21 protein-coding genes and 3 pseudogenes are annotated in these 25,386 nt (G+C 68.0%); 15 read left to right on the top strand and 9 right to left on the bottom strand.

What is annotated here, in order from left to right:
• Positions 1–90: 90 nt before the first annotated feature.
• Both ACIQNG_RS26285 and ACIQNG_RS26280 read left to right on the top strand, forming a co-directional pair.
• Entirely contained in the window at positions 91–3,309 is a 3,219-nt protein-coding gene (locus ACIQNG_RS26285) for an RHS repeat-associated core domain-containing protein (RefSeq protein ID WP_401488343.1), read from the top strand.
• 233 nt (positions 3,310–3,542) lie between these two features.
• Entirely contained in the window at positions 3,543–3,740 is a 198-nt protein-coding gene (locus ACIQNG_RS26280) for a hypothetical protein (protein WP_401488341.1), read from the top strand.
• A gap of 44 nt (positions 3,741–3,784) precedes the next feature.
• Here ACIQNG_RS26280 and ACIQNG_RS26275 read toward each other — a convergent pair.
• Positions 3,785–3,943: pseudogene (locus ACIQNG_RS26275) on the bottom strand (transposase); the annotation flags it as partial.
• Between the two features lie 115 nt (positions 3,944–4,058).
• Positions 4,059–4,183 (bottom strand): annotated as a pseudogene (locus tag ACIQNG_RS26270) (IS5/IS1182 family transposase); the annotation flags it as partial.
• 240 nt (positions 4,184–4,423) lie between these two features.
• Here ACIQNG_RS26270 and ACIQNG_RS26265 point away from each other — a divergent pair.
• The 6 genes from ACIQNG_RS26265 (at position 4,424) to ACIQNG_RS26240 (ending at position 10,652) form a co-directional block, all read left to right on the top strand.
• The gene (locus ACIQNG_RS26265; protein ID WP_401488339.1) at positions 4,424–5,551 is read left to right on the top strand and encodes an ATP-binding protein; all 1,128 of its coding nucleotides are present in this window, start codon (positions 4,424–4,426) and stop codon (positions 5,549–5,551) included.
• A gap of 1,109 nt (positions 5,552–6,660) precedes the next feature.
• Positions 6,661–7,170, top strand: a complete 510-nt coding sequence (locus tag ACIQNG_RS26260) for a hypothetical protein (RefSeq protein ID WP_401488337.1) — start codon at positions 6,661–6,663, stop codon at positions 7,168–7,170.
• A gap of 88 nt (positions 7,171–7,258) precedes the next feature.
• Entirely contained in the window at positions 7,259–8,635 is a 1,377-nt protein-coding gene (locus ACIQNG_RS26255) for a hypothetical protein (RefSeq protein WP_401488335.1), read from the top strand.
• Positions 8,632–9,213 carry a hypothetical protein gene (locus ACIQNG_RS26250; RefSeq protein WP_401488333.1) on the top strand — a complete coding sequence of 194 codons (582 nt, stop codon included), beginning with the start codon at positions 8,632–8,634 and terminating at the stop codon, positions 9,211–9,213. Before ACIQNG_RS26255 ends, ACIQNG_RS26250 begins: the two co-directional genes overlap by 4 nt.
• A gap of 12 nt (positions 9,214–9,225) precedes the next feature.
• Complete coding sequence (locus ACIQNG_RS26245) at positions 9,226–9,978, top strand: ABC transporter ATP-binding protein (RefSeq protein WP_401488331.1); 753 nt, start codon at positions 9,226–9,228, stop codon at positions 9,976–9,978.
• A gap of 2 nt (positions 9,979–9,980) precedes the next feature.
• The gene (locus tag ACIQNG_RS26240) at positions 9,981–10,652 is read left to right on the top strand and encodes a hypothetical protein (RefSeq protein ID WP_401488329.1); all 672 of its coding nucleotides are present in this window, start codon (positions 9,981–9,983) and stop codon (positions 10,650–10,652) included.
• Positions 10,653–10,856: 204 nt separating this feature from the next.
• Here ACIQNG_RS26240 and ACIQNG_RS26235 read toward each other — a convergent pair whose 3' ends face one another.
• Both ACIQNG_RS26235 and ACIQNG_RS26230 read right to left on the bottom strand, forming a co-directional pair.
• Complete coding sequence (locus tag ACIQNG_RS26235) at positions 10,857–11,615, bottom strand: N-acetyltransferase (protein ID WP_401488327.1); 759 nt, start codon at positions 11,613–11,615, stop codon at positions 10,857–10,859.
• Between the two features lie 448 nt (positions 11,616–12,063).
• Positions 12,064–12,267 (bottom strand): hypothetical protein, encoded by a 204-nt coding sequence (locus ACIQNG_RS26230; RefSeq protein ID WP_401488325.1) that lies wholly within the window; start codon positions 12,265–12,267, stop codon positions 12,064–12,066.
• Between the two features lie 977 nt (positions 12,268–13,244).
• Here ACIQNG_RS26230 and ACIQNG_RS26225 point away from each other — a divergent pair.
• The 3 genes from ACIQNG_RS26225 to ACIQNG_RS26215 all read left to right on the top strand — a co-directional run bounded on the left by ACIQNG_RS26225 (position 13,245) and on the right by ACIQNG_RS26215 (position 14,748).
• Entirely contained in the window at positions 13,245–14,120 is an 876-nt protein-coding gene (locus ACIQNG_RS26225; protein ID WP_401488323.1) for an alpha/beta fold hydrolase, read from the top strand.
• Positions 14,121–14,349: 229 nt separating this feature from the next.
• Complete coding sequence (locus ACIQNG_RS26220) at positions 14,350–14,448, top strand: hypothetical protein (protein WP_401488321.1); 99 nt, start codon at positions 14,350–14,352, stop codon at positions 14,446–14,448.
• A 51-nt stretch (positions 14,449–14,499) separates the two neighbouring features.
• Positions 14,500–14,748, top strand: coding sequence for a hypothetical protein (locus ACIQNG_RS26215; protein WP_401488319.1), 249 nt, complete (start codon positions 14,500–14,502; stop codon positions 14,746–14,748).
• Positions 14,749–15,073: 325 nt separating this feature from the next.
• Here the strand turns inward: ACIQNG_RS26215 and ACIQNG_RS26210 are convergent, their stop codons facing one another.
• The 5 genes and pseudogenes from ACIQNG_RS26210 to ACIQNG_RS26190 form a co-directional block, all read right to left on the bottom strand.
• Complete coding sequence (locus ACIQNG_RS26210; protein WP_401488317.1) at positions 15,074–15,502, bottom strand: DoxX family protein; 429 nt, start codon at positions 15,500–15,502, stop codon at positions 15,074–15,076.
• Between the two features lie 128 nt (positions 15,503–15,630).
• Positions 15,631–16,539 (bottom strand): hypothetical protein, encoded by a 909-nt coding sequence (locus tag ACIQNG_RS26205; protein ID WP_401488315.1) that lies wholly within the window; start codon positions 16,537–16,539, stop codon positions 15,631–15,633.
• 1,162 nt (positions 16,540–17,701) lie between these two features.
• A complete protein-coding gene (locus tag ACIQNG_RS26200; RefSeq protein WP_401488313.1) occupies positions 17,702–18,670 on the bottom strand; it encodes a terpene synthase family protein in 969 nt (322 codons plus the stop codon).
• 158 nt (positions 18,671–18,828) lie between these two features.
• Entirely contained in the window at positions 18,829–19,071 is a 243-nt protein-coding gene (locus tag ACIQNG_RS26195; RefSeq protein WP_401488311.1) for a hypothetical protein, read from the bottom strand.
• 95 nt (positions 19,072–19,166) lie between these two features.
• A pseudogene (locus ACIQNG_RS26190) lies at positions 19,167–19,352 on the bottom strand (hypothetical protein); the annotation flags it as partial.
• 669 nt (positions 19,353–20,021) lie between these two features.
• Here ACIQNG_RS26190 and ACIQNG_RS26185 point away from each other — a divergent pair.
• Genes ACIQNG_RS26185 through ACIQNG_RS26170 form a run of 4 tightly spaced genes read left to right on the top strand, consistent with a single transcriptional unit; the run spans position 20,022 to position 25,288 of the window.
• Positions 20,022–21,911 carry a 1-deoxy-D-xylulose-5-phosphate synthase gene (locus ACIQNG_RS26185; RefSeq protein WP_401488544.1) on the top strand — a complete coding sequence of 630 codons (1,890 nt, stop codon included), beginning with the start codon at positions 20,022–20,024 and terminating at the stop codon, positions 21,909–21,911.
• Positions 21,898–23,169, top strand: coding sequence for a flavodoxin-dependent (E)-4-hydroxy-3-methylbut-2-enyl-diphosphate synthase (gene ispG, locus ACIQNG_RS26180; RefSeq protein WP_401488309.1), 1,272 nt, complete (start codon positions 21,898–21,900; stop codon positions 23,167–23,169). Before ACIQNG_RS26185 ends, ispG begins: the two co-directional genes overlap by 14 nt.
• The gene (locus ACIQNG_RS26175; protein ID WP_401488307.1) at positions 23,166–24,314 is read left to right on the top strand and encodes a polyprenyl synthetase family protein; all 1,149 of its coding nucleotides are present in this window, start codon (positions 23,166–23,168) and stop codon (positions 24,312–24,314) included. Before ispG ends, ACIQNG_RS26175 begins: the two co-directional genes overlap by 4 nt.
• Positions 24,311–25,288, top strand: a complete 978-nt coding sequence (locus ACIQNG_RS26170; protein WP_401488306.1) for a 4-hydroxy-3-methylbut-2-enyl diphosphate reductase — start codon at positions 24,311–24,313, stop codon at positions 25,286–25,288. The genes ACIQNG_RS26175 and ACIQNG_RS26170 overlap by 4 nt, the downstream gene beginning before the upstream one ends.
• Positions 25,289–25,386 lie beyond the last annotated feature (98 nt).

The raw sequence follows: 25,386 nt of genomic DNA, 5'->3' as shown, positions 1-25,386 counted from the left end.
CTCCGCACTCCCGGCAGTGGCCGTGCCGGGCCAGGACCCTGTGCCGGTCTCGGCGTGGGGCCGGGTGGGCCGAGGGCGGAGATCCCGCCGGTGAAGGTCGGCTCCAACAAGCCGGTCGGCAATGAGGTCGAGGCGGCGCCCTCGGCGGAGAAGGCTGCCTGGCTGGAGGCCGAGAAGAGGCGCGCGACAACGGGCACGCCACCCGCACCGCTCGCCGGGAAGACGGCGCGTGGAGCGGCGGCGGCCTCGTATGTTCCGGAGGGGCAGGGGGCGGTGCCGTGGCATCAGATCTCCGATTTCCGAGTCACCGATTCGCTGGTGGCGCGGGTGAACTACTCCAACGGCAACCTGATGTTGGCGGGGACGGACTTCGAGGTCGCGGGGGTGGGGCAGAAGCTGCGCCTGGCCCGGACGTACAACTCGCTGGACACCCCCTGGGGCAAGGTGTCGCAGCGGTGGTGGCAGGAGTACGAGCGCTACCTGCACCTGTCGGACGCGGGCGAGGTAGTCCTGTACGACGCCACCGGAGCCGCGGTCCGCTTCACCAAGGAGGCCGGCGGGTCGCTCACGACGCCGAAGGGGTACTCCAAGGACCTCAAGAAAAACGCGGACGGCACGTACACGCTGACCGACCGCAAGTCCGGCTCGAAGGACACCTACAACGAGCACGGCACGCTTACCAAGGTCACGGACAAGAACAACGGCGCCATCACCGTCACCCAGCACACCGCGGGCGGGGAGCACAAGGGTTTCAAGCTCACCGAGACCCGCTCCGGGCGGTGGGTCGACCTTGTGAAGACCAACGCGTCGCAATGGCAGGCCAAGGACCACACCGGGCGCACCGCCGTGTTCGACCTCAACCCCGCCGGCGACCTGGCGAGGACGACAGACACCGAAGGTAAGCACACGGTCTTCGACTACGACTCCTCGCGCCGCCTCACGAAGATCACCACCCCCAAGGGCCGGGTGACGGTCTTCACCTACGACAACCAGAACCGTGTCACCTCCATGCTCAGGGCCACCGAGTTCAACGGCTCCGGCCACACCGGCCCGACCTGGACCTACACTTACTCCGCCACCTCGCCCTCGGCGGCCGGCCGGACGACGGGCACCGACCCGGAGCAGCAGTCCACGAAGTACGACCACGACGCCGACGGCCAGGTCACCAAGGTCACCGACGCGCTGGAGCAGAGTCGTTCACGGACCTTCGACGCGAACCGCAACATCGACACCGCGACCGACGCCATGGGCGTGGGCGGCGCGTCCGGAAACGTCACCAAGTACGGGTGGGACTCTCGCAACAACCCCACCTCGTCCGAGCTGCCCACCGGCGCGACGGCCACGATGGGCGGCTACCAGACGATCGCGGGCGCGGACTTGCCCGAGACGCTGACCACGGCGGACGACGAGAAGACGAAGTACACCTACGACACGGCGGGCAACACCAAGTCCGTCGCCGTCCAGGGCACCGGCGGTGGCAACCAGTCCTTCGACTACAACCCCGCCACCCCGACCTGGGGTGGCTTCGAAGGCCAGGTCTGCAAGGTCACCACAAAGATGACGGAGTCCAAGTCGGTCTCCACCACCTTCATCTACGACGCCCAAGGCAACCTCAAGACGGTCAAGGCCCCGGCGCCGCTCGGCACCACCACCTACACCTACGACAACCTGGGCCGTCCTGAGACCGTGAAGGACGCCCGCGGTGTCACAGTCGTCTACACCTACGACCACCGCGACCGTGTCAAGAAGGTCGACTCCACCAACGCCCTTGCCGTCACCTACGAATACGACGGTGACGGCAACCTCACCCAGCGCTCCGACGGTACAGGCGTCACCAAGTACGAGTTCGACCCGCTCTCCCGTGAGACGGTCCGCACCCTGCAAAACGGCTCCCAGACGGTCCTGGCCTACACTCCGGCAGGAAACGTCGACACGTACAAAGACCCGGCAGGTCTGACCGACTACACCTGGAACAAGGTCAACAAGCTCGCCGAGCTGAAGGACCCCCAGAGCAAGATCACGAAGTATGAGTACAACAGGAACGACGTCCGCACCAAGACCACCTACGCTGGCAATACCATCCAGGAAGTCACCCCGGACAAGTCCGGCCGCCCCGAGAAGATCAAGGCCACCAGCCCGAAGGGCACCCTGGTCGACCTCGCCTACACCTACGCACGCCCGGACGGTAAGGACGGCGGCAAGATCGGTACCACGACGGACGCGGTCGCCGGTACGAAGACCAGCTACGAGTACGACAAGGCGGGCCGGTTCGCGTACGCGGCGGAGAACAAGGGCGGCACGCTGAACGCGTCGTGGCAGTACTGCTACGACCTGGCCGGGAACCTCACCTCGCAGGGCGTGGACAAGGGCTGTCCGCGCGGCACCACCTATACGGTCAACGACGCCCAGCAGATCACCGCGAAGGACGGCTCGACCGCGAACTGGTCCTACGATCAGATCGGCAATGAGACCGTCGGCGCCTCCACTCCCGAGTCCACCCGTACCGGGGTCAAGTGGTCGGACTACTCGCAGATGACGTCGATCACCACCGGCGGTAAGACATACGCGGGACAGTACGGTTCCACCGACCAGTCCGAGCGCATCAAGCTCGGCGACACCTTCTTCCACAACGGGCCCCTGGGCCTCTCCGCCACCTCAACGGCCGGAGTGGACACGGGATTCAACCGCGAACCCGGGGGCACGTTGAACTCCATGACCCGCGGGGGGAAGAACCACTACTACCTGACCGACGCACTCGGCAGCGTCGTCGCCCTGGCCGACGAAGCCGGCACGAAGGTCAACACGTACTCCTACAGCCCGCGCGGCGTCCAGCGCGCCGGCACCACCGAGCAGATCCCCCAGCCCTACCGCTTCACCGGTGGCTACCAGGACCCCACCGGGCTCTACCACTTCGCGGCCCGCTACTACGACCCCAACATCGGCCGCTTCACCACCCCCGACCCTTCCGGCCAGGAGAAGAACCCCTACCTCTACGCCGAAGGCGACCCTGTCAACCGCATCGACCCCACTGGACTCCTCAGCCTGGGCGACATCGCGGAAGCGGTGACGCCCCTGGGAGACGTCAAGACCGCCCTTGAATTTGGAAGCGCAATAGGAAATGGGGAATATGGGCAGGCCGCATCCATTAATTTCGGGTGGGCGATAGGCGGAGCAGTCACCGGCGCCTGTACAGCAGGGGCGATGATGGCAGTTGGGCCCGCCGGAGCAGCCGCCGCGCCAGGATGCGCCCTCGTTGGTGATGCCGTAGGAAACTTCGCCGAGGATCAGACTACGCAAGCCTGGTCGTAAGAATTCGTTCGGAGTCGGTGGAGGTGGTGAAATTCCTTCACCGACCCCATGATATCGACATGCGGAGGTCCAGTGTTTCACATCGCAGAAAACCAGGGGAAAGGGTCCTGGATTCCTGACGGCATGGAACTTCCAGTTGCTTTGGTAGGTCTAATTTTCGTCGCGCTTGTCATCGCTTTCATCAAGTGGCGCCAAAAGTGACCCCTGCAGCAATTAAAGTGTGGGAGTGTTAAATGGATCGCGGTACAGCGAAAGCCGTCAAGGTTATCGGGCTAGTCATTCTCGGCCTGACCTTGATCATGGTTATGTCGGTGGCTGTAATGCTGGCCGCAGGGGCAAAGTTTGTTCCCATAATGACCGCTCCCGTCTTTTTTCTGGGTGCAGGAATTGCGGTATGCAAAGCTGGAAGTAAATCTGCAAGGAAAGGATAGGAACTGGCCAGCAGCTCAACACTCCGATCCGCGGACCGTCGGATGCCGAACAGCGCGGAGGCGTAGAGGGCACGCTGGAGCCTCCAGGTGCATCGCTGAGGGCGCCGCAGGTTGCCGCTGATCATTCCGGAGTCGGGCGGGACCAGTGCGGCGCCGCCGAAACCGGCGAGGTGGTCGGGGGTGCCGAAGACGGTCATGTCGCCGCCGGTGGCGGCCGGGCATCGGCTGGGCGCAACGGGGAAGCGCGACGCTCAGAGGTCGTTCTCGTCCGATGTTTCATCCCGAGATGGCATGTTCTGCGTTCGTCTTCGGGTCACGCTAGGAGATGGTGTTCTCACTGGTGAGGCGGCGGGCCATCAGGTCGGGCACGACAATGGGATGACAGCTTCGGAGCGGGTGGGCAGGGGTTCGTAGTCGCGGGCCAGACGGCGGTGGAGCATGAGTCAGGCGGTTGGGTCGGCCGCGCGGCGAGGTGCTCACCATGAGGGCGAGTCCTGTTCCGCGCGGCCGACCCAACCTCGTGGCTCACCGCCCACCGGTGCCTTGCCCGGGACTACGAACCAGCCCGACCCGCTCCGAGACCATGATTCGTTGGGCAATGATCGGAATCATGGTCCGCCGCCTGACTCGGACCGGGCCGACTGGGCGGGTCGACGCCCGTTGGCCCGAACTTCTGCCTGATAGTGAGGCGTGGGCAGCAACATCAGTCCGGCTCCCAAGCCCACGGCGGAGAACTCGGCCACCTCGACTTCCTCCAAGTTCTCTGCCAGGACGAAATCACCCTCCGAGAGACCGTCGCCTTCCAACGCCGCCTGCAGCAAGCCAAGTTCGGGCAGCAGATCACTCTGGAGGAGTTCGACTTCACCGCCTCCTCGAAACTGCCCGCCGCCCAGATCCGCGACCTGGGAGCCCTGCGCTGGCTCCACGCCGGCGAGTCGGTCATCGTCTTCGGCCCGGTCGGCGTCGGCAAGACCCACATCGCCCAAGCCCTCGGCCACCTCGTCCTCCGCCAGGGCGCCCACGTCCGCTTCGCCAAGACCAGCGGCGTCCTTGCTGACCTTGCCGGCGGACTCGCGGACCGCACCTGGGAGAACCGGATCCGCGAGCTCGTCCGCCCCGACGTCCTCATCCTCGCCGACTTCGCGATGCGGCAGCTATCCGCGGCTCAACCCGACGACTTCTACGAGCTGGTCTCCGAGCGGCAGGGCCGATCGCTGATCATCACGAGGGACCGGGCGCCCAGTGACTGGTATCCCCTCTTCCCTAATCCCGTTGTCGCCGAGTTTCTCCTTGACCGGCTCATCAACACCAGCCACCAGGTCATCATGAACGGCCCGAGCTATCGCCCCAACAAGCGAACCGAGGAACCCCACCGACAAGACCAAGTAGGGAAAACCGGTGGACGTCGTGGGGATACTGCCGTCACGGCCGTCACTCAGCAGTTTGCTCGCATCCCGGCGGAGTATCTCGACTCCTGCCGCCAGTCAGCCGAAGCATCACCGGATGGAGATCCCCACTGGGATCCACCGTCCGCGGACGTCCTCGACCTGGACTGGGCCCCGTTCTCATTCGAACTGGCCTGTGAGCTGGGAGGTCTCGATGACGTCCAGCGCAATGCTCTCCGACAGACTCTCGGCGGTGACACCGCCATCGACCTCGCCTTCCTCAACACGCATCCGCATGCCATTGGACCCTTCAGGTCAGACCCCACGGCCCTCTCCGCGGCTCAAGAGGCTTGCCGTCGCGGAACTGCTCGGGCAGATCGACTTTCCGGCTCTCCTGGCCGCCCGACGCTGGCCGCGAGTGTATAGAGGCGGAGGAGGTCGCGCCTGCGGAGGCGTGGAGGAAGGCGGTGCCGCTGCCGCTCGGACCGTCACTACCTCTCCTCTGCTCCTGTCTCTCAAGGAAATGAAGGGAATATCAGGGGAGGAACGCATCAGGTTCGGGGTCCGGTGCCCTTTGCGGACTGGGCCAGCGGGGGTTGGTCCGGAGGACGATATCGAGCAGCACTCCCGGATCACTCCACGCTTTTGAGTGTGTCTTCTTGTCCAAGAGGCATCGAAGGCGGAGGGGGTGAGGGGTTCTCTTCCAGCGGTTGCATGGGAGATGGCACGGCTGGTGGTGGCGTTGTGTGCAGGGACCTCTCGATGCGTTCGCTTCCCCGGATGATGGTGGCGCTATTCCCAACTGCCACCACTCCTGCACGAGGATTGAGGACTGAGGGTGTAGTGAGATGGTCTTGAGCCTGACACCAGGTGCTGTCGAGGGAGAAGCCTGGGCGCGGGCACATGAAGGTGCCAGCAGGAAGCGGGTACCTCCGGGCCGTCATGCGGGGGCCAGATGCGGCTTCTCGTACGTCGTGTCGGGTGTTGCCTGAAATGCCATCGGGGCCGTGGAAGACGGCGAGGCCAAGGCTGCACGAGACGATCTACCGGCGGGTGGATTTCATCCCTGACCAGTCGATGGCTAGTTCTGTTGATGCACACTTTCGGTCACCTTTTGATCACTGTATCTGCGCATCGCCAGCCCACTGTTCACCCGAGTGTCACAACGGGTTCCAGGGGTTGGCAGGCGAGCTGGGTGTTTGCGGTGGAGGGGGCGCGGTGGGCGGTTTCGAGTCATTCGCGGAAACCACTCTTGATCATCTTTGTTGACGTGTGTCTAACATGACAGCCATGCCGGGCCGGATTTGACCCATCCGCCCTCGGCACACGGCGACCAGGCCGGGGGACATCGTTGTCGTGGGGGGAGCGCCGCCACTTCCCGGGGTATCCGGCTGGGGCCGTCTGCGCACACTGACCTGTCTTCGGGTGTTCCCTAGCCGGTCGGACGTGCCGACTTCTGTCGTGGGGGCAGGAGTCTTGACCATGACGCAAAGGGGGACCACGCACGGAGGCACAGAGACCAGATACCCGTCGGAGTGCTTACCGCGGCGCTGACCGGCACCGTCGCTATCGCGAGCGCGGACGGTGCCGCGCCGGTGAGCGACGACGCGCACATCTTCAACCCCAACGAGGAGGGGCTGTTCGAGCTGCAGGCCCCGGACGAGGGCAACGGGGGAGCGTGGGCCCGTAACTTCACCAGTGAGCTGAAGGGCTGGGGGTCTGGCTCGCATGAGTCGCGTCACTGGGCGGACAACGACTACACCGAGATCCAGTTCACCACCTGCGAGATGATCGGCGCGGCGGGCAAGTCCGTCGGGGTGAAGCTGTGGCAGGCCATCCCGTTCAACCAGGACAAGGACATGGGAGTAAAGACGTTCACGAACTGCTTCACGGGCCCGGGCAAGACGTCGAAGGGCGAGTGGAACGCGCACTACAGCAGTGGTGACAACCGCTACTTCACCATCGATCACCTCAACGGATCCCAGACCGCCCGTCTCGTGATCAACGTGAAGAAGGTCTACGTGGACACCTCGAAGGCCGATTGACCGTCTTCATCAGCGCAACGTCGTTGAGGCCGGGAGGCACCGTGCGGTGCCCCCGGCTTGCCCTGTTTCCAGAATGGTGTTCCTGCCAGTGAATCTACGAGCCCGCCTGCGCACCACCCCAGCGGTGTGGACCGCACCACTATGGGTTGGAATCGTTGTCTTCTACTTCTTCCACGCCCTTCACCTCGAAGACCCCTATGAAGAGGTCATCGCCGGTCCCCTGTGGGCGCCGGAGCAGGTAGCGCAGTCCCTCTTCTACTTCTACGCCTTCGCCTACGCCATCACCTGCGGACTGGCGGTGTGGGAAGGCGGGCGCCTCAAACGGGACGGGGTGTGGGCCCTCGCTCCCGGGCGGTCCCGCTACCGGGTCGCTGCCGACACCCTCCTCCCGGTCGTGTGCGCCGGCTGGCTCATCCTGGGCCTGCCGGTCGTGATGCGCCTGATCGAGACCCGGCTGGTCCCGACGCCGCAGGCCCTCGCTCCACTCCTGCTCGGCATGGGCCTTGTGGTGGCGTGGGCCGTGATCGGCTGCGCGGTCGGCCAGTTCACCCCACGGCTGATCTCCGCACCCTTGTCTTCCGTCGCCGTCTACTACCTGATCACCAAAACCGGGCAGTCGGACCCGCTGTGGCTCCGTCATGTCTCAGGCGCCCCGGACACGTCGCTGGCCTTCGGCGAGCAGTACCGGGCACTGACACTGCTCGTCCCGTTCCTTTTCACGGCCGCCTTGGCCCTGGCCATGGCCGTGTGGTGGCTGCCCGCCGCCCCCGCTGTACGGCACAGCACCCGTGCCGCGACCGCAGTCGCCGCGGTCGTCGTCATGACCCTCTGTGCCGACGCCGCCTCCGGCTGGGGCTACGGCAACGGCCCGGTCAGCGCCGGCCACGCCCCCGCCCGATGCGCCGGGACCGCACCGAAGGTCTGCATCGCCGCCAGTGGCGGTGCCCAGGACAGGCTGGAGGAGGTCCGCAGCGAGATCACCCGGTCGATCACCACGCTCCACCGAGCCGGAGTAGAGGTCACCGTTCCCACGGCCGTCTCGGACAACCTGCTCAACGGCCGCCATAAGGTCCGTTCCACCCAGAGCGAGTGGTGGCTGCTGCTCTCCAGCCAGGCATCGGACAACGGCCCGGGAATGACCGGAATCCGCTACGGAGTCCTGCTCACCGCAGTGCGGTTCCCCTGCTCCTTCCCTCAGTCCTTCCAGGACGGCCAGTCCGCGGACTGGGTGGTCAACCGCGACGCGGCCATTCTGTGGGCCGCGCAGGTGATCGACGCCGACGAGCCCTACCTGGCCTGGCGGCGAGGTGAGTACGGCGGCACATTCCAGAACGCCGGCCAGGTACTGGAGAAGGTCGAACAGCGAGCGAGCGACGCCCGCAGGCTCCCCGCCCGCGAGCAGAGCGCCTGGTTCGACGCGGAGCAGCAGAAGGCCTGCGACCTCCTGGAAGAGGGCAGGCGATGACCCTCTGGCTCAAGGTCCGCCGCGCCCAGGCCGTCCTCGTACCGGCCCTGGTCACCTTCATCGTGATCGTTGCGGTGGCCCACGACCAGTACGTGCAGTTGCCGAGCCTGCTCTCCGCAGGCGGAAACCGGATATTCCTCCTGCAACTGGTGCCGCTGGTCGTGACCTCCGCGCTTGCCCACAGCCTCGCCCAGGCCGTGACTGACGTCGAGGCCACAGCACGCCGCAACATCCGCGCTCTGGACACGGCCTTGGTCGTCGCCGTCATCACGGCTGCGGTTCTGGCCTGTCTGATGGTCGGGGCACTCACCGGTTCGCAGGAGGCGACCATGGCGGGACGCAACGCCGCGTTCCTCACCGGTCTCATGCTCCTGGGACGAACGGTCCGGGAGCAGGCTGCCACCGCCCTACCGGTGGCCTGGGTGTTCGCAGTCATGTTCGTCGGCTACCGGGACTTCGACCGCCCCTGGCCCTGGGCTGTCACGCTCCACCCCGGCGACTTCCTGCCCACATCCGGCTTCTGCATTCTGATCCTTGCCGCCGGGCTCGCCCTTCACACACGCGCCCACCGCATCTGAAAGGCCATCACCATGCCGATCCGCCTGGAGTCCTGCACCTTCGGGTACGGACGCACCAACCGGCCGATCCTCAACGACCTCACCTACACTCTTCCCGACGGCTTCACCGTCCTGCTGGGCCCCAACGGTGCAGGCAAGTCCACCCTGCTGAAGCTTGCCAGCGGCCTTCATCAGCCCAGGACGGGCTCCGTCCGCATGGGCGACCTGACCTCCCGCGACTCCGCCTACCTCAAGCAGGTCGCGTGGATGCCGCAGACCATCACCCCCATGACCGGGCTCACCGCCCGCGAGCAAGTCGCCTACACCGGCTGGCTCAAGGGCATGGGCAAGTCGGCCGCCTGGGATGCCGCACTCACCGCGCTGAGCCGTGTCGACATGACAGAACGAGCCGACGTCAAAACGAAGCAGCTCTCCGGAGGCCAGCTCCGCCGCGTCGGGGTCGCCTCCGCTCTCGTCCACGGCGCAGGGGTCCTCCTCCTTGACGAACCGACCGCCGGCATGGACCCCACCCAACGGCGTGTGTTTCGCGACCTGATCGTCAGCCTCGCAACAGTCGAGGTCAGCGTACTGATGTCCACCCACGACATCGCAGACCTTGCCGAAGAAGCACACCAGGTCACCGTCCTGCAGAAGGGAACGATCGCCTTCACCGGCCCCACCCGGGAGTTCCTGGCCCATGCCCCGCACGACATCCCCCAGGCCCGCCGCGCCGAGACGGCGTACGCCGCCGTCTCCGACCCCGCCACCCTGCAGGAGCCTCGCTAACCGTGCGATCGATACTTTCCGACCGGCTGTCGAGCCCACCGGTCGCCGCCTGCCTGGCCATCGCCGGAGTCGTCGGCGGCGTCCTGGTAGGCGAGGGCGGCCTTGACACCGTGGTGGGCTGCGGGATGAACAGCGACTACTACCCGTCCCAGACCGCGAAGGACTGGGTCGACAACGCCGACCACGTCGTCGTGGCCACGCCGATCCGGGAGCAGGACACCAACCGACGCGACTTCACCGAAGGCCCCACCCACTACACCACCGATCGCCTTGTCACCTTCCGAGCCGACGACGTCCTCTGGTCCGCCGACCGCCCCAAGAGCCCCTTGGGTGACAACTTCGACATGGTGACTGACGGCTGGCGGGCCAAAAGGGACAGCGGCCGGCGCCTCAAGAGAACGACCCCAGAAGCCCCCCGTCTGGAGCCCGGCCACAGCTACATCCTCGCCCTGCGCTGGGCCGAGGACCAGTGGGTCGTCCTCGGAGAAGGTGCCGCGGTTCCTTACGACGACAACATCGCGGGCCAGGGCGAATGGTGCGGCCGCACGCTGAGCAAGGAGGACATAGCGAGCGCCGAACGTTTCTCCCGCCAAGACGACAACAGTCTCGAAAAGACCGTCCTTGGCCAGGACAAACAGGCCGTCATCCGTGAACTGAAGCAGGCTGGCGGATAGGCACCTGGTGTTCCCCTGATCCCAGGTCGGAGCCCGTTGAAAACGGTGTGAGCACCGATGCGGCGCCAGATGACGTGCGAGGGGGGCTTCTCTGCACTACGACTGCACGGGTACTCGCGGCAGGATGGGTTCCTGCGGGTCCAGTCACCGCGGTGGCCGGGCCCGTGGTCGTGTCGGGAGGGTGTCCCGGGCGGGTCTTGCCGGTCAGGGGTGTGCGCTGGGGCTGAGGGTGTGCCGTACCCAGATGTTGGGTTCGACGTAGACGGCGTATCCGTGTTCGGGTTCGCAGTGGACGGGGACGAGGGCGCCCGGGACTTCCACGGGACCCGGTGTGTCGAAGGGGAGTCCCGTCCAGGCACGCCATTGGTCCAGGGTTCCGGGGATGGTCATGGAGGCGGGAGCGACCGTTTCCACGGTGGCGCCGAGGCGGGCGTGGACCCTGAGCCAGGGGTCGTGCGGCAGGCCGTCCGGGCGGGTGCGGAAGGCGTACTCGTGCATGGAGCAGCCGGTCTCAAGGTGTTTCGCTGTGGGCCTGACCGGCGCGACGAGAGTCGTGATGCCGAGCCGGCGGACGTTCTCCCGCAGCGCGGTGACCATACGGCCGGAGATGCCCTGGTTCTGGCGGCCCGTCGCCACCGTGATGTCCAGCGCGCTGACCGTGTCCGGCTGCTCGCCGCTGCGCAGGTCGGCAAAGGCCCACAACAGGACCTGGTCCCAGCCCGAGCCCGGCAGCTTGCCGCGGCCCGGCGCGTGCAGACGGAAAGGGGCGCTGAACGCGTGCGCGACGACCTCGTCGCCGTCGGTGGCGATCAGTACGTGGTCAGGGAACTCCGCGGGGACATGGGCATAGCAGGCCCAGCCGACCGGGTCCTCGGCCATGAACGCGGGCCAGGTGTCGGGCATCTGCAGCATCGGCTCGTGAAGCTCGGGCCGCTCGCTGAGGGTGGTGATCGTGAGAGCCATGAGCCGAACGCTAGCTGCGGACATGCCCGAGACCACCCCATTTTTACGACGGGAGCAGCGGCTGGTCCACACGCGAGGAAGGTGCGGACTGGATGCGGAGGGTGCCGTAGGTTCTCTGAAAGGGGCAGGGAGAATGTATCTTCGTCGACAGTGATCGTCAGAGTCATCCTCACATCTCCTTTTCCGTCGGCGTATCCTCCTTCGAATATCATCACGATGAACCCGTCCGTGTGCGCTGCCACATGCTGAATACCGTAGCTGTCAAGTCCGTTGTGGATATCTCTCGGTTGCTGGAAGAGCGATACCGGCCCGGATACCCCTGTCAATCCGTCCACTGTGAGGTTCGTGAGTGAGGCAGGGGCAGCTGTCAGACTGAGCTTGGCTTTGAGATCGTCTGCTTCAAGTGTGCCGTTGATGGTGGCGCCGGACGCGGTCAGGCTGCCGGCGTTCACGGTTCCGGTGGCGCTGAGTGTGGCTGGGCGGCATTGATGGATGAGGTGGGGGTGGTGATGCGGTAATGGGTGCCGTTGCCTTCCCACTGGAGGGGGATGGCCTTGCCTTTGGCGAAGTCGGTGCGGGGGACTGTGGGGCTGTTCGGGTCGGTGGCGATGAAGTTTCGGACGTAGAAGTCGGCGGGGTGGGGAATGCGCACGATGGGTCGCTCCCGTCGGCGACTGCCACGCAGCGACCGATACTCACCTCCACTTGTCCGCCGCCGGGCTCGGCCAGTGGCGCAGCTATGAGGGACTGTTCATGGACGAGCCGCTGTGCCCGTCGCTTGCTGCCTGTCTGGGGAGCGCCAACCGGACACGTGCCGACATCCAGCACAGCGCCGTGCCAGCTCATTCGAAGAGAGCACGGGGCATCACACCGGACCGCGGAACGGGCCTGGGTGGCGCATCGCTCCCGAGACCGCCGGGAGAACCTCCACCGCAGTCCTCATGGAGGGACAGCGTGTCTCCTACTTCGCTGTACCCACGGGCAGCGGAACGCGCGCTCACGATGTCCGGCCCCAGGGCGAGTCCCAGGCCCGCCCCCACCTCCGTACCGGACCACGACAACACCTCTCATCGAGGCAGCTGAAACCACCGGTGTCGCTCCGCCGGAGAATCCCCGGCATGGCTTCCTGCCGGATGGGAAGCGGGGTGTGGCTGCCGTGTCCGGCGGTGAGAGGAGCGTACGGTGGCGGAACCGTTGCGGACCAGGATGGACGGGTGCGAGGCCGTTGTCCCCAACAGTGCCGCGTCGATCCGGGAGGCCCCTGCCGGAGGAACGCCGAGCCGACTTCGTTGGCGCCATCAACACTGCGGGCGGGCATGAGATCCGTGGCGTGCTGCGGCCTTGCGTGTTCGAGGCAGTCCCGGCTCCGCGCGGGGTCGATCACGGGCTGCTCGCACAGGAAGAGGCGGAGGGTCGGGTGAACTACCTGCCTGCGAGTCGGCGGTTCCAGAGATGCGTGCGGCATCGCCCCGCCGGGGAGGTCGGCTTGCGTTTCCGTCTGACGGGCATGGCCTTGGCCGGTCCGCCGGCGATACCTGTTCACGGGCACGAGGCATCGGGCTCTCCCGTCCTGTCCGTCTCCCGGGATACGGACAAGCCCTGTCGGGCAGTGGGCACGGTCTCTCCCCGATGCCGGCCGTCACGAATGGAGTTGCCATGTCCGCCGCTTCTTCCCCGTTGCTGTTCGTTCACGGCTACTGGCACGGTTCCTGGTGCTGGAGCGAAGTCATCGCGGGGGTGGCGGGTCTTGGCCGTCCGGCTGTCGCGGTGGACTTGGCCGGGCACGGGCTGCGCGCCCGTCGGCCCGACTGCCTGACCAGGATTCCGTTCGATCCTGAGGCGCTGGCCACCGAAGTGTCGCCGGTGGCGGACGTGGACCTCGATCAGGCAGGCGATCTGCTGGTCTCGCAGATCAGGCAGCTGGGGCGGGGTGGCCCGGTCACGGTGGTGGCCCACAGCATGGGCGGCACCGTGCTGACGCGGGTGGTGCAGCAGGCGCCCGCCCTGGTGGCTCACGCGGTGTACCTGGCCGCTCTGATGCCTGCCTCGGATGTGACGGCGATCGACTGTGTCCGGATGCCCGAGAACGCGGGCGAGCTCGTCGGGCCGTCCGTCCGGGCGGATCCTGCCGTGATCGGCGCGTTGCGGCTCGACCTTACCTCCCACGATGCCGCCTACCGGTGCCAGTTGCGGAACGCGTTCTTCGGTGACGTCGCGCCGGCCGTCGCCGATGCTGCCCTCGGACTGCTGACGCCCGACGCCCCAGCCGGTATCGCGCTCGGTGCCACCACTCTTACCCGCGACGGCTGGGGCTCCGTTCCCCGTACCTCCATCACCTGCACACGAGACATGGTCATCCGCCCGGCCCTCCAGCAGAAGTTCATCACCGACGCCGATACCACCTTCCCGGACAATCCGACCTCCGTCGTGGCCCTGGACTCCTCCCACTCGCCGTTCCTGTCGATGCCCGGCCGGGTAGCCGACATCGTCGCGGAGCGGGGCTGACCTGCGCCGAAGCACCTGACAGGACAGCATTTTGCTCCGCACCGGGGCCACTTCCGCGAACGCTCCGACACCAGGCGCCTCACTCCGTCCGCCGCGCAATCGGCGCAACAGCAGACAGAGCCGATTCCCCCACTCAGGCGCCCAGTACTCCCGCAGGAGACCGGCATACCCGAGGCGCAGGGAGGGGAGCTTCAGGACCGCGCCGTGTCCGATTCTGGGGGACAGCTCCGTGCCGGTCCGGGGCGACGGCCTCAACAGGGTGGTGGCGATCTCAGCCGGCCTCAACCACAGCATCGCGCTCCGCGAGGACGGCACCGTCCGGGCCTGAGGCCACAACATAAGGGGCCGGCTCGGCGACGGAATCTCGGCCAGCCGCAAGGTGCCGGCCTTCGTCGGCGGTCTGACCGGGGTGACTCGGATCGCCGCCTGCGGGGACCACAACGTCGCTCTCGTCGGAGAGCCCGGCGCAAGCGGCAATACGGTGAGGGCCTGCGGCTACAACGCCTCAGGCCAGCTCAGTAACGGCACCACCACCGACAGCACCACCCCGGTCACCCCGCTCACCGCCTTGACGGGCATCGACAAGATCGCCGCCCCCGTGGGCGGCGACTTCAGCATGGCCAACTGAGCCACCCTCAGCCTGGCCCCGACAGCAGGCCGCTGCCAGACACCCGGTGAGACGGACCGCGCGACAGAGGGCTCGGGCACCCCGCCGTGCCTCGGCGGCACTCCGCGAGACGATCCCTGAACTGCATCTCTGCGTCGGCCCCGATGCTCTCGCGGTCCTCGGCCAGGGTCTCCACGATCGCGCCGGGGAGACCCTCCCGCCTTTCGCCCTGCTGACTCGCCGTCTCCTCCGCACAGCCGTCCACCCCGACGACTCCTTCCTTCGGCACCTTGCCGGTGCCCCGCGGCTTGCGTCCCGGGCGGGGACGGTGCCGGTGCGGGAGGGGTCAGAGGGCGGCGAGGACCGCTGCCGCGATGAAGAGCAGTTGAAGTGCGGTGCGGGGGAGGAGCGGATCGCCCTGGGCAGCCTTACGCCGGGCGGCGGAGACATTCGCCGGGTACATCGCGACCATCAGCAGGGCGAGACAGAGCGCGGCCCAGGGTGCGGTGGCCGGGATCAGCAGTCCGATCGCGCCCGCGAACTCCAGCAGGCCGGTGGCGGTGACCGCGAGGTCGGGCCGGGGCAGGGCCGGGGGCACCATGCCGATGAGTTCGGCCCGGAGCCGGGGCTGAAAGTGGGCGAACGCGGTGAGAAGAAACATCAGCGCGAGACCGACGCGCAGCGACGTCTGCCAGTTGTCGAGTGCGTCCACTCCGGCGAGTCCGGCCAGCCGGGCGGCTCCGAAGCCGACGATCAGGGCGATCAGGGGTTCCATACGACGCTCCGTCGCGGAAGTTGTAGTGGACCCGGACCTGCCTCACGGAGGCCGGGAGCCCACCCCTGCGAGGGCGGGGGCACCCGGAAGGGGATGGCTTCGCGGGCGTTGCCGCACGGTCGCACGGGCTACTGGGGCATCAATGGTTGCCGGGCGAACCGGGCGTGCAGAAACACGGCGGCAGTGGCCGCAGCAACGGCCACGACCAGGATGGTCAGCGCGAGCCCGGTGGCACCGTCCGGGGAAGTGAAGGGCTGCCCGCGATGGGCCTGCCAGGTGAGAATCCCCGTCAGGCCGAGACAGCCGGCCGCTGCGATCCAGATCAGGACGGTCCGGTGCCGGAGCCCCAGCATCCGGGGGCCGAGGGTGAGGAGCAGCCCCAGCAGGGCGAGGAACTGGAGGGAGTGGACGCCGACGAAGTGCGGGATACGCCAGTCGCCGCCGACGGTGCTGAAGTTGGTGACGGGCCACCCGGGCCCGCCGTCGGGCGGTCCCACGGTGTGTGCCCCGATGTCCGGCATCCCGTACCCCCGGTCCGCGGCGGCCTCCTGCGCGGGCGTGGACTGGACCATCAGGTGGACGACGACCATGCTGAGGGTGGTCACGGTCATCCCCAGTCGAAGGGACCAGGCCAGCGCGGGCGGCTCGACCCGCCCCCGCAGGACCAGGAACACGGTCACCAGCCCGATCACCAGCAGCACCAGCGAGGCCACCAGCATGGGAACGATCCTGGTGACGCTGACGAGCGTACTGAAGTTGAAGTGACTCGTCGTCCCCTCAGCCGCCGCCCAGGAACCCCCCACCCCCTCCACGGCCACGCACACCACCACCGTCCAGGACATCACCGTCACCAGACGGCCGTGCCCCCGGACGAAAGACATCAACCAGATGAGCGTGACGCCGAACAGCCCGAAAGAGAAAGCGAACCGGGCGGGCTTCGCCCACGCGGGCTGCCCGGTGATCACCCGCGGATCGACCAACAACCCCACCAGAGCACCCATCAGGAACAGCCCCGCGACCACCACCGTCGCGCTCATCGGCCCATTGACCACCCACACACTGCGTTGCGGGTTCCGCGCCCCTGAATCCTCCATCGCAGTTCCCATCCCTCTCGGCACCGAGACCGCCGCCGATGCTCCTGGCAGCACCACGCCACAGCACACCCACTCGGCCGATCGATCACCCGACCGTCCGCGAACCTCCACCCACCCGGCCCACCGACCAGACGGGTGGAGGCCGCGGCTGGAAGGGCGGTCGCGCTGTCGTCCTCCCGGAGGCGAATCGGACAAGGAGAACGGCTTCTCCGGTGAACCCGGAGGGGACGGGGCACGGTCCAGAGCCCGGGACCGCCATCCCCCCCGGGGCAGATTCAGGGCTGACAGGAACAGGGCGCGGCCCGCCGCGTTCGGCCCGCTCACCTCACCGTTGGCCGAGAGACCCGAGGAAATCACCCTGCCCCCGCCAGGTCGGCTACGCCCATGCCAGCCGCGGCCCCGCCTTTCAGTCCACGGCAAGATCCGCCGGGCGATGCAGGGCCGGGGAGCACACGGCGAAGGCCGGCTTGGCGACGGCACCACCACCCACGCCGGCTTCGCGCCCATGACCGCCCTTGACGACTTCCGGCAGGTGGCCGCGTCCCTCACTGGCGACACCAGCGACGCGTATCACTCCGGCCGGCAGATCCGCAGGACAACCAGCGCCCTTCGACTTCTCTCGCACGGCAACGTGAACGACCGACAGACCACTGATCGCGCAATGAGGCTCCAACGACCGTGGTGGCGACCCGGGCTCGTCGCGCTGAGCGACCACGTGGGGCTCCGGAGCCGGAGTTCACAGATCTGGTTGGTGCACAGGCCCGTCTCCGACGTCGGAGACTGAGTCTGCGATGGCCGACCCCGCCCCTCCACGATGCAGGCGGCCAGGGCGGTGGCAGCGCGCACTGATGCGAGTACGCACGTCTCTCCGATGTGTCGGTGGAGCCGACCGCCCCCGGTCGGTCATACACAACACGTCGTCAGCGAGGTCGACCCGGAGAGCCCGGACGCGGCTGCTCGCAGGATCCTGAGGGCCGGGGCCCGGAAGTCCGGCTGCCCGCCTCCTCGTTGGCGGTGCGCGGACCCGCGGCGTAGGTCAGTCGAACCGATGAGCATCGGCGGTAGAGGCTCCCACCGGCCCCCTCTCGCATCCAGAAGCAGATTCTCATCGGTACCGGGTCAGGGTGCGGATGCCGTAGAGGGCGCCCGCGATTGTCTGGATGATGGCTCGGCGAATGCCGGGATGGGCTTCTTCGATCCGTTCCAGCGCCAGGTGCATGAGCTTCTCCTCGTTCCGCAGGACGGCTTCGATGCCGGGTGAAGGGTCTCGGTGCGGGTTCCAGTCCGGGGCCTGAACGATCCTGGCGGCGTTGGTGCAGCGTTTTCCGTCGGAGGTCTGGCGTGACTTCCACGTCAGGATCAGGTCGACGCAGAGCGCGAAGTACTTGACGCAGTGTTCGAGAGCATTCTGGACGGGGTCGCTGTAGAACTGATCGGTGTCGAACTGTGCGTCCTGGCCGAGCAGGTCCAGAAGCACGGTCAGGTCCGCTCCGATCTCGAACCTGCGGATGTCCAGGTAGTCCTCGATCGCGGGTGGGCGGCCCGTGGCCTCGATGTCGATGATCTGCTGCACGCCGTGGACGTACTTCGCGAACTCCTCCGCGAACACGCTCCGCTGCTCAGGGCGGACCATCCGGTCGACGGAGTCCACGAAGGGGGCGAACCGCTCGTCGTCGGAGCCGTTGCCCCGGATCACTTGGAGTAGTTCCGCCAGGATGTACCGCGCCTGTCCGGGGTCGGTGAAGCTGTCCACCAGGTCATCGAGAATCGCCCAATAGACCATGAAGTCCGAGATCCCCGTCGCGTGAGTCGTCGGCACATCGGGAGCCATCGCGGCCCACAGCGCGCCGGCCTCGGCGGTGTAACCGCGTTCGTGGGGGTCGTACACGGGACTGGTCATCGGTTCGGACGTCGCGAACCGTGACAGCCATTCGGACACCGGGAACCGAGACAGCCACGCTTCGGTGTCCGCGATGATCTGTTCGTGGTCGGGGTGGAGGGTGACCGGCCATGGCCAGCCGATGACGGTGCCCGTCGGGCCGTCGAACTGGATGGGGTACCTCTGGGTTTTCACGGATCACCTCGTACTTCGTCCTCGGGCTTGTGCATGGTCCGCAGGGTGGGGTCTTACGGATCACCTCTACCTCTGTCTTCCGATGGCGGTCTGTCGGCGAGGTGGCGCGGGGCATCGGCGGCCAGGGCGGAGGTGTGCTGCGGTGAGAGTCGGAGTGGTCACGACCTGTCCTCCATCGATGCTGCTTCCGTGTGCTGGGGGCGGAACCGGTCGGCCCAGCGGCGGAACGCACCGATGGGGCCGTCGCCTCGTGCGAGACGGGGCGGGGGGTGCGAAACGGCGGTGGTTCCAGACGTCGGCGTCCTGGTGGAGGAACATGAAGAACAGCGATCTCTGGGGACCTGCCGGTCGTACGGCGTGCCGGTGCAGGTCCCGTCGGTGTCGAAGGTGAAGTGGTGCAAGGGGCACCGCAGTTCCTTCCCTCGGACCCTCGGACCCTCCCGCCCCCCAGATGTGCCCCCAGGTGGGGGCAGTAGGGACGGGTCGCGCGCACGGTGCCCTTGCGTGTCCGGTACGGGACGACGTCCTGGCCCGCGAGTTGCCGGGTGATCACCTGTCCGCGGCGGACCTCCTGGCTGAAGGCCGGGCAGAACCAGCCCACGGGGTACGGCAACTGCGGCGGACAGGCGTCAGCGGCGCTGGCCCCCGGGATACCCTGGTACCGAGACGGCCTCTTCGACATCGACAGACCTCCATGGCCCGAAGGTGACACGGCTCCCATGGAGAGAGGTCCCAGTGCGGCAATGGATCCCACCAGCTTGGTACGTCCTCCCAGGCGCCGCGGACCCGCACGGCCCGGCGCGCGGTTCCAGCACCACCGCCGGCCGCCTCTGGCCAGTACACGCCTATGCGGACGGTCCCGGAAGGGGGATGGCCCATTCAATGCGTGCACGCGTTGAACGCTTGACTGATGGTGAACAGCCGCAGGTCCGTACTTGCTCTGATGCTCACCACCTGCTGTGGTGATACAGGTCGTTCCTCCACCCCGCCACATCTTGTGCACGACTTCGCAAGCGTTCAACGCGTGAACGGCTCAGTTCTGGCCACGGGGTTCCGTCCGGCTGCCCGAGGCGGGTAATACGGAAGGGTCCGTCAGTACGTTCGGGTCCGTCAGGCCGCCCGGCCCGATACCACGGTGCCGCGGCTTCTGAGCGCGCTGACACGTAGGCGAGTGCCCTGCCCCCTGTGCGGATTCCTGGGGTGCGGACTGCCCGGCCGCGGTGTGGCCCGGCCGGGCGAAGAACAGCGAGGTGGTGCCATGGCGCCCGATCTTCCTGACCTATCCGATTCCTACTCCCGTCCGAAGCTGCCGAATCCTCAGGCGTCACGTCAGCTGCCGAATCCTCAGGCGTTGAGTCAGCTACCGAATCTTCAGACATTACGTCGTCTACCGGCCGGGGATCTGGTGTCCCTGGCCGAGGACATCCGTGCCTTCCTCGTCGAGCGTGTGTGCGCGGTGGGCGGGCATCTGGGCCCGAACCTCGGGGCGGTGGAACTGACCCTGGCGCTGCACCGGGTGTTCGACTCGCCCCGGGACACGCTCGTGTTCGACATCGGGCATCAGGCGTATGTGCACAAGCTCCTCACGGGCCGAGCCGGTCGTTTCGGGTCGTTGCGCGCAGCGGAGGGCCTGTCCGGGTACCCGTCCCGGTCGGAGTCGCCGCACGATCTGGTGGAGAACTCCCACTCCTCCACCGCTCTCGCCTACGCGGACGGGCTGGCCAAAGCCCGCCGGCTCACGTCCGACTCCGACCGGGCAGTGGTCGCCGTCATCGGGGACGGCGCTCTGACCGGCGGTATGGCCTGGGAGGGGCTCAACAACCTCGGTGCCGCCCCCGAGCGGCCGGTGATCGTCGTCGTCAACGACAACGGCCGCTCCTACGCACCCACCACGGGAGCCCTCGCCGCCCACCTGAGTGAGCTGCGGCGGGCCGGCGCGACACCGCCCCGCCGGAACTTCTTCACCGAGCTGGGGTTCGACTATCTCGGCCCGGTCGACGGCCACGATGTCGGTGCGGTCGAGGAAGCGTTGCGCCGGGCGCGGGCGTTGGGCCGTCCGGCGGTGGTCCACGCCGTGACGGTCAAGGGCAAGGGGTACGGCCTGGCGGAAGCGGACGAGGCGGACCGGCTGCACGCGGTCGGTGCGGTGGACCCGGCCACCGGCCGTCCTGCCGCGCCCACCTCACCAGCCGGGTCACCCGTGACGTCCGGACGTTCGTGGACGAGTGCGTTCGGCGCCGAACTCGCGACGCTGGCCGCCGACCGCGACGACGTCGTCGCCGTCACCGCCTCGATGCTGCGGCCGACCGGCCTGCATCCCATGCGGGAGAAGTTCCCGGAGCGGGTCTTCGACGTCGGGATCGCCGAACAGCACGCCGTCACCTCGGCGGCCGGTCTGGCGATGGGCGGCTTCCACCCTGTCGTGGCCATCTACGCGACCTTCCTGAACCGGGCGTTCGACCAGGTCCTGATGGATGTGGCGCTGCACCGGCTGCCGGTGACGTTCGTCCTGGACCGGGCCGGGATCACCGGGCCGGACGGGCCGAGTCATCACGGCATGTGGGATCTGAGCGTGCTGTCCGCCGTGCCGGGGCTGCGGATCGCCGCACCGCGCGACGCGCATCAGCTGGGTGAGCAGTTGCGCGAGGCCGTGGCCTGCCAGGACGGGCCTACGGTTCTACGGCTGCCCAAAGCCACCGCGGGCCCGGCGATTCCCGAACAGGCGCGGATGGACGGCATCGACATCCTGCACCGCACCCGATCCGGCCCGCTCGATGTCCTGATCGTCCCGGCAGGTCCGCTGGCCACGGCGGCCCTGGACGCCGTCGCCCTCCTGGAGGATCACGGACTGGGCGTCACGGTCGCCGACCCCCGCTGGATCCTGCCCGTGCCCGCGAGCCTGCCCGCCCTCGCGGCCCGCCACCGCCTGGTCGTGACCGCCGAGGACGGGCTGCGTACCGGTGGCATGGGCACCGCCCTGGCCCAGGCGTGCCGGGACACGGCCGTCACCACCCCCGTACTCACCCTCGGCCTGCCCACCGCCTTCGTCCCGCAGGGCCCGCGCGGCGCGCTGCTCGCCCGGTCCGGACTGGACGGACCGGGCATCGCCGCAGCCGTACACGCGGCCATGGCCGGCGCGAAGGACGCGGTGACGGCGGCGACACATCAAGCGACGCACGCATCGGCGAGTCCAGCGACGAACGCAGTGATGTCTTCCGGAGGCCGTGATGGCGATATCTGACCTGGGGCTGCCCGCGGTACCGGCGGCTGCGGCACGCCGCCGTACCCGCCCGCTGCGTGTGGGCACCGTGCCCGTGGGCGGCGGCGCACCGGTCTCCGTACAGACCATGACGACCACCCTCACCGCGGACGTCGACGCCACCCTCCAGCAGATCGCCGAGGTCACCGCCGCGGGCTGCGACATGGTGCGGGTCGCCGTACCGTCACAGGACGACGCCGACGCCCTTCCGGCGATCGTGCGGCGGTCGAAACTGCCGGTGATCGCCGACATCCACTTCCAGCCCCGGTACGTGTTCGCGGCCATCGACGCGGGCTGTGCCGCGGTACGGGTGAACCCCGGCAACATCCGCGCCTTCGACGACCGGGTGGGCGAGATCGCCAAGGCCGCCGCCGCGGCGGGGGTGCCCATCCGGATCGGGGTCAACGCAGGTTCCCTCGACCCGCGGCTCCTGGCCAAGCACGGCCAGGCGACCCCGCACGCACTGGTGGAGTCCGCGCTGTGGGAGTGCTCCCTTTTCGAGGAACACGGCTTCCAGGACCTGAAGATCGCCGTCAAGCACCACGACCCGGGCACGATGATCGCCGCGAACCGGCTCCTCGCCGACGCCTGCGACTATCCCCTCCACCTCGGCGTCACCGAGGCCGGACCCGCCTTCCAGGGCGCCATCAAGTCCGCGGTCGCCTTCGGGATCCTGCTGGGCGAGGGCATCGGGGACACCATCCGGGTCTCCCTGTCCGCGCCGCCTGTCGAACAGGTCAAGGCGGGCTGCCACATCCTGTCCTCCCTCGGCCTGCGCCCCAGGAAGCTGGAGATCGTCTCGTGCCCCGGCTGCGGCCGACTCCAGGTCGACATCCACGCGCTGGCCGCCCGCGTGGAGGCGGCCTTCGACGGCTTCCCGCACCCCCTGCGGATCGCGGTGATGGGCTGCGTCGTCAACGGCCCCGGCGAGGCACGCGAAGCCGACCTCGGCGTCTCCTGCGGCAACGGCAAGGGCCGGATCTTCCGCCGGGGCCAGACCATCCGCACCGTCCCCGAGCACCGGATCGTCGAGGCACTCCTCGACGAAGCCCTCCGCCTCGGCGACCCACCCACACCCCAAGCCCCACCCACACCCCAAGCCCCACCCACACCCCAAGCCCCACCCACACCCCAGGACCTACTCGCACCCCAGAACCTATCCACCCCCCAGGATCTACCCACACCCCAAGACCTATCCACCCCCCAGGACCTACCCGCACCAGCAGGGGAACCCTCATGACCGCAGGCACCACTGCCCCGACCGAACCGCTGTCCTTCGACCGCGACCAGGTCCGCGCCGAGATCGACGGAACACTCGACAGCTTCCTCACCCTCAAGGCCCGCACCGCGGCGGGCCAGCGCATGCCCGCGGAAGTGACCAGGGTCCTGCGGGACTTCCTGACCTCCGGCGGGAAACGGATCCGGCCCCTGCTCTGCCTGACCGGCTGGCACACCGCGGGCGGACAGGGACACCACCCGCGCCCGCTCGTCCAGGCCGCCGCATCACTGGAGATGTTCCACGCCTTCTGCCTGGTCCACGACGACGTCATCGACCAGTCCCACACCCGTCGCGGCCTCCCCACGGTCCACCGCGCCCTCGCCGCGTACCACCACCACGGCCGTGCTCTCTCCGCCGCCGACCGGCTCGGCACCAGCGCCGCGATCCTCGTCGGCGACCTCGCCCTGGCCTGGTCCGACGAACTCCTGCACACCGCGGGCCTGACTGACCGCCAACTCACCGACGTACTGCCCCTGTTCGACGCCATGCGCACCGAGGTCATGTACGGCCAGTACCTCGACGTCATCGCCACCGCGACCGCCACCACACCCGCCACCACACAGTCCACCCTCAACGGCGGCGATTCCGCCCAGAGCGACCCTGTCGGCCGGGCGCTGGCGATCTGCCGCTACAAGACCGCCAAGTACACCGTCGAACGCCCCCTGCACATCGGCGCCGCCCTCGCCGGCGCGGGCCCCTCCACCCTGACCGCCCTGACCGCCTACGCCCTCCCCCTGGGCGAAGCCTTCCAGCTCCGCGACGACCTCCTGGGCGTCTACGGCGATCCCGCGCGCACCGGGAAACCCGCACTGGACGACCTGCGGGAGGGCAAGGCCACCGTCCTGGTCGCCCTCGCGCTGCGCCATGCCTCCCCACCCCAGGCAGAGCAACTCCACACCCTGCTCGGCCGCCGCGACCTGACCGAGGAGCAGGCCGACACCGCCCGCGGCATCATCACCGCGACCGGCGCCGTCCAGCGGGTCGAGGCCATGATCACCGAGCGGTACGAACAGGCCCTGCGGCACCTGGGGGCCGCTCCACTGGAACCCGCGTCCGCCCATCTGCTGCGGGAGTTCGCCGACAGCGCCGTCCGCAGGTCCGCATGAACACCCCGGGCCGGCGCAAACGCGTCCTGCTCGCCGCCCCTCGCGGCTGGTGCGCGGGTGTGCAACGGGCGGTCGACACGGTGGAGCGGGCACTGGAGCGGTACGGCGCCCCCGTCTACGTACGCCACGAGATCGTCCACAACGCCCATGTCGTCCGGGCCCTGGAGAACAAGGGCGCGGTCTTCGTCGAACGGACGGACCAAGTACCCGAGGGCGCCCTCGTCGTCTTCTCCGCGCACGGAGTCGCACCGGCCGTCCACGCGGAGGCCGCGGAACGGAACCTCACCACCATCGACGCGACCTGCCCCCTGGTCACCAAGGTCCACAAGGAGGCCGTCCGCTTCGCGAGCGAGGAGTACGACATCCTCCTCATCGGCCATGAGGGCCACGAGGAGGTCATCGGCACCACCGGCGAGGCCCCCGACCACATCACCGTCGTCGACGGCCCCGACGACGTCGCCACCATCCACGTACGGGACGAGTCCAAGGTCGTATGGCTCTCCCAGACCACACTGTCCGTGGACGAGACGATGAGAACCGTCGACGCCCTCAAAGCCCGCTTCCCCCACCTGCTCTCACCGCCCAGCGACGACATCTGCTACGCCACGCAGAACCGCCAGACAGCGGTCCGCGCCCTCGCCCAACAGGCCGAACTCATCCTGGTCGTCGGTTCCGCGAACTCCTCCAATTCCGCCCGCATGGTCGAGGTCGCCCTTGACGAAGGCGCCCCCGCCGCCCACCTCGTGGACAGCGCCGCCGACATCGACCCGGCCTGGCTGGCGGATGTCTCCACCGTCGGCCTGACCTCCGGCGCCTCCGCGCCCGACACCCTGGTCGACGGCGTGCTCGCTCTGCTCGCCGAACACGGATACCAGCACGTCGAAACCGTCACGACCGCCGAGGAGTCCCTCACCTTCGCCCTCCCCAGAGAACTCCACCACGACCCGCGCGTCAGGCAGTACGGGTGCCTGTGAGGCCGCGGTACACCGAGCCGCCGCCGTGGACACCACCGAGATAAGCCCACCTGACTTCGTCGCCCATGCCCGCGTCCTTCCCTGACCCGAATCGGCCT

The organism is Streptomyces sp. NPDC091377, from assembly GCF_044757045.1.
In the GTDB taxonomy this organism is placed as follows: domain Bacteria; phylum Actinomycetota; class Actinomycetes; order Streptomycetales; family Streptomycetaceae; genus Streptomyces.
The sequence above is the reverse complement of the archived record's forward strand: the minus strand, read 5'-3'. Positions and strand labels throughout refer to the sequence as shown.

Coding starts and splice junctions, on each gene's coding strand:
- ACIQNG_RS26280 (WP_401488341.1), top strand. CDS start 3,543: ATGGATCGCGGTACAGCGAAAGCCGTCAAGGTTATCGGGCTAGTCATT.
- ACIQNG_RS26250 (WP_401488333.1), top strand. CDS start 8,632: ATGACCCTCTGGCTCAAGGTCCGCCGCGCCCAGGCCGTCCTCGTACCG.
- ACIQNG_RS26245 (WP_401488331.1), top strand. CDS start 9,226: ATGCCGATCCGCCTGGAGTCCTGCACCTTCGGGTACGGACGCACCAAC.
- ACIQNG_RS26235 (WP_401488327.1), bottom strand. CDS start 11,615: ATGGCTCTCACGATCACCACCCTCAGCGAGCGGCCCGAGCTTCACGAG.
- ACIQNG_RS26225 (WP_401488323.1), top strand. CDS start 13,245: ATGCCGGCCGTCACGAATGGAGTTGCCATGTCCGCCGCTTCTTCCCCG.
- ACIQNG_RS26210 (WP_401488317.1), bottom strand. CDS start 15,502: ATGGAACCCCTGATCGCCCTGATCGTCGGCTTCGGAGCCGCCCGGCTG.
- ACIQNG_RS26205 (WP_401488315.1), bottom strand. CDS start 16,539: ATGAGCGCGACGGTGGTGGTCGCGGGGCTGTTCCTGATGGGTGCTCTG.
- ispG (WP_401488309.1), top strand. CDS start 21,898: ATGGCGATATCTGACCTGGGGCTGCCCGCGGTACCGGCGGCTGCGGCA.
- ACIQNG_RS26175 (WP_401488307.1), top strand. CDS start 23,166: ATGACCGCAGGCACCACTGCCCCGACCGAACCGCTGTCCTTCGACCGC.
- ACIQNG_RS26170 (WP_401488306.1), top strand. CDS start 24,311: ATGAACACCCCGGGCCGGCGCAAACGCGTCCTGCTCGCCGCCCCTCGC.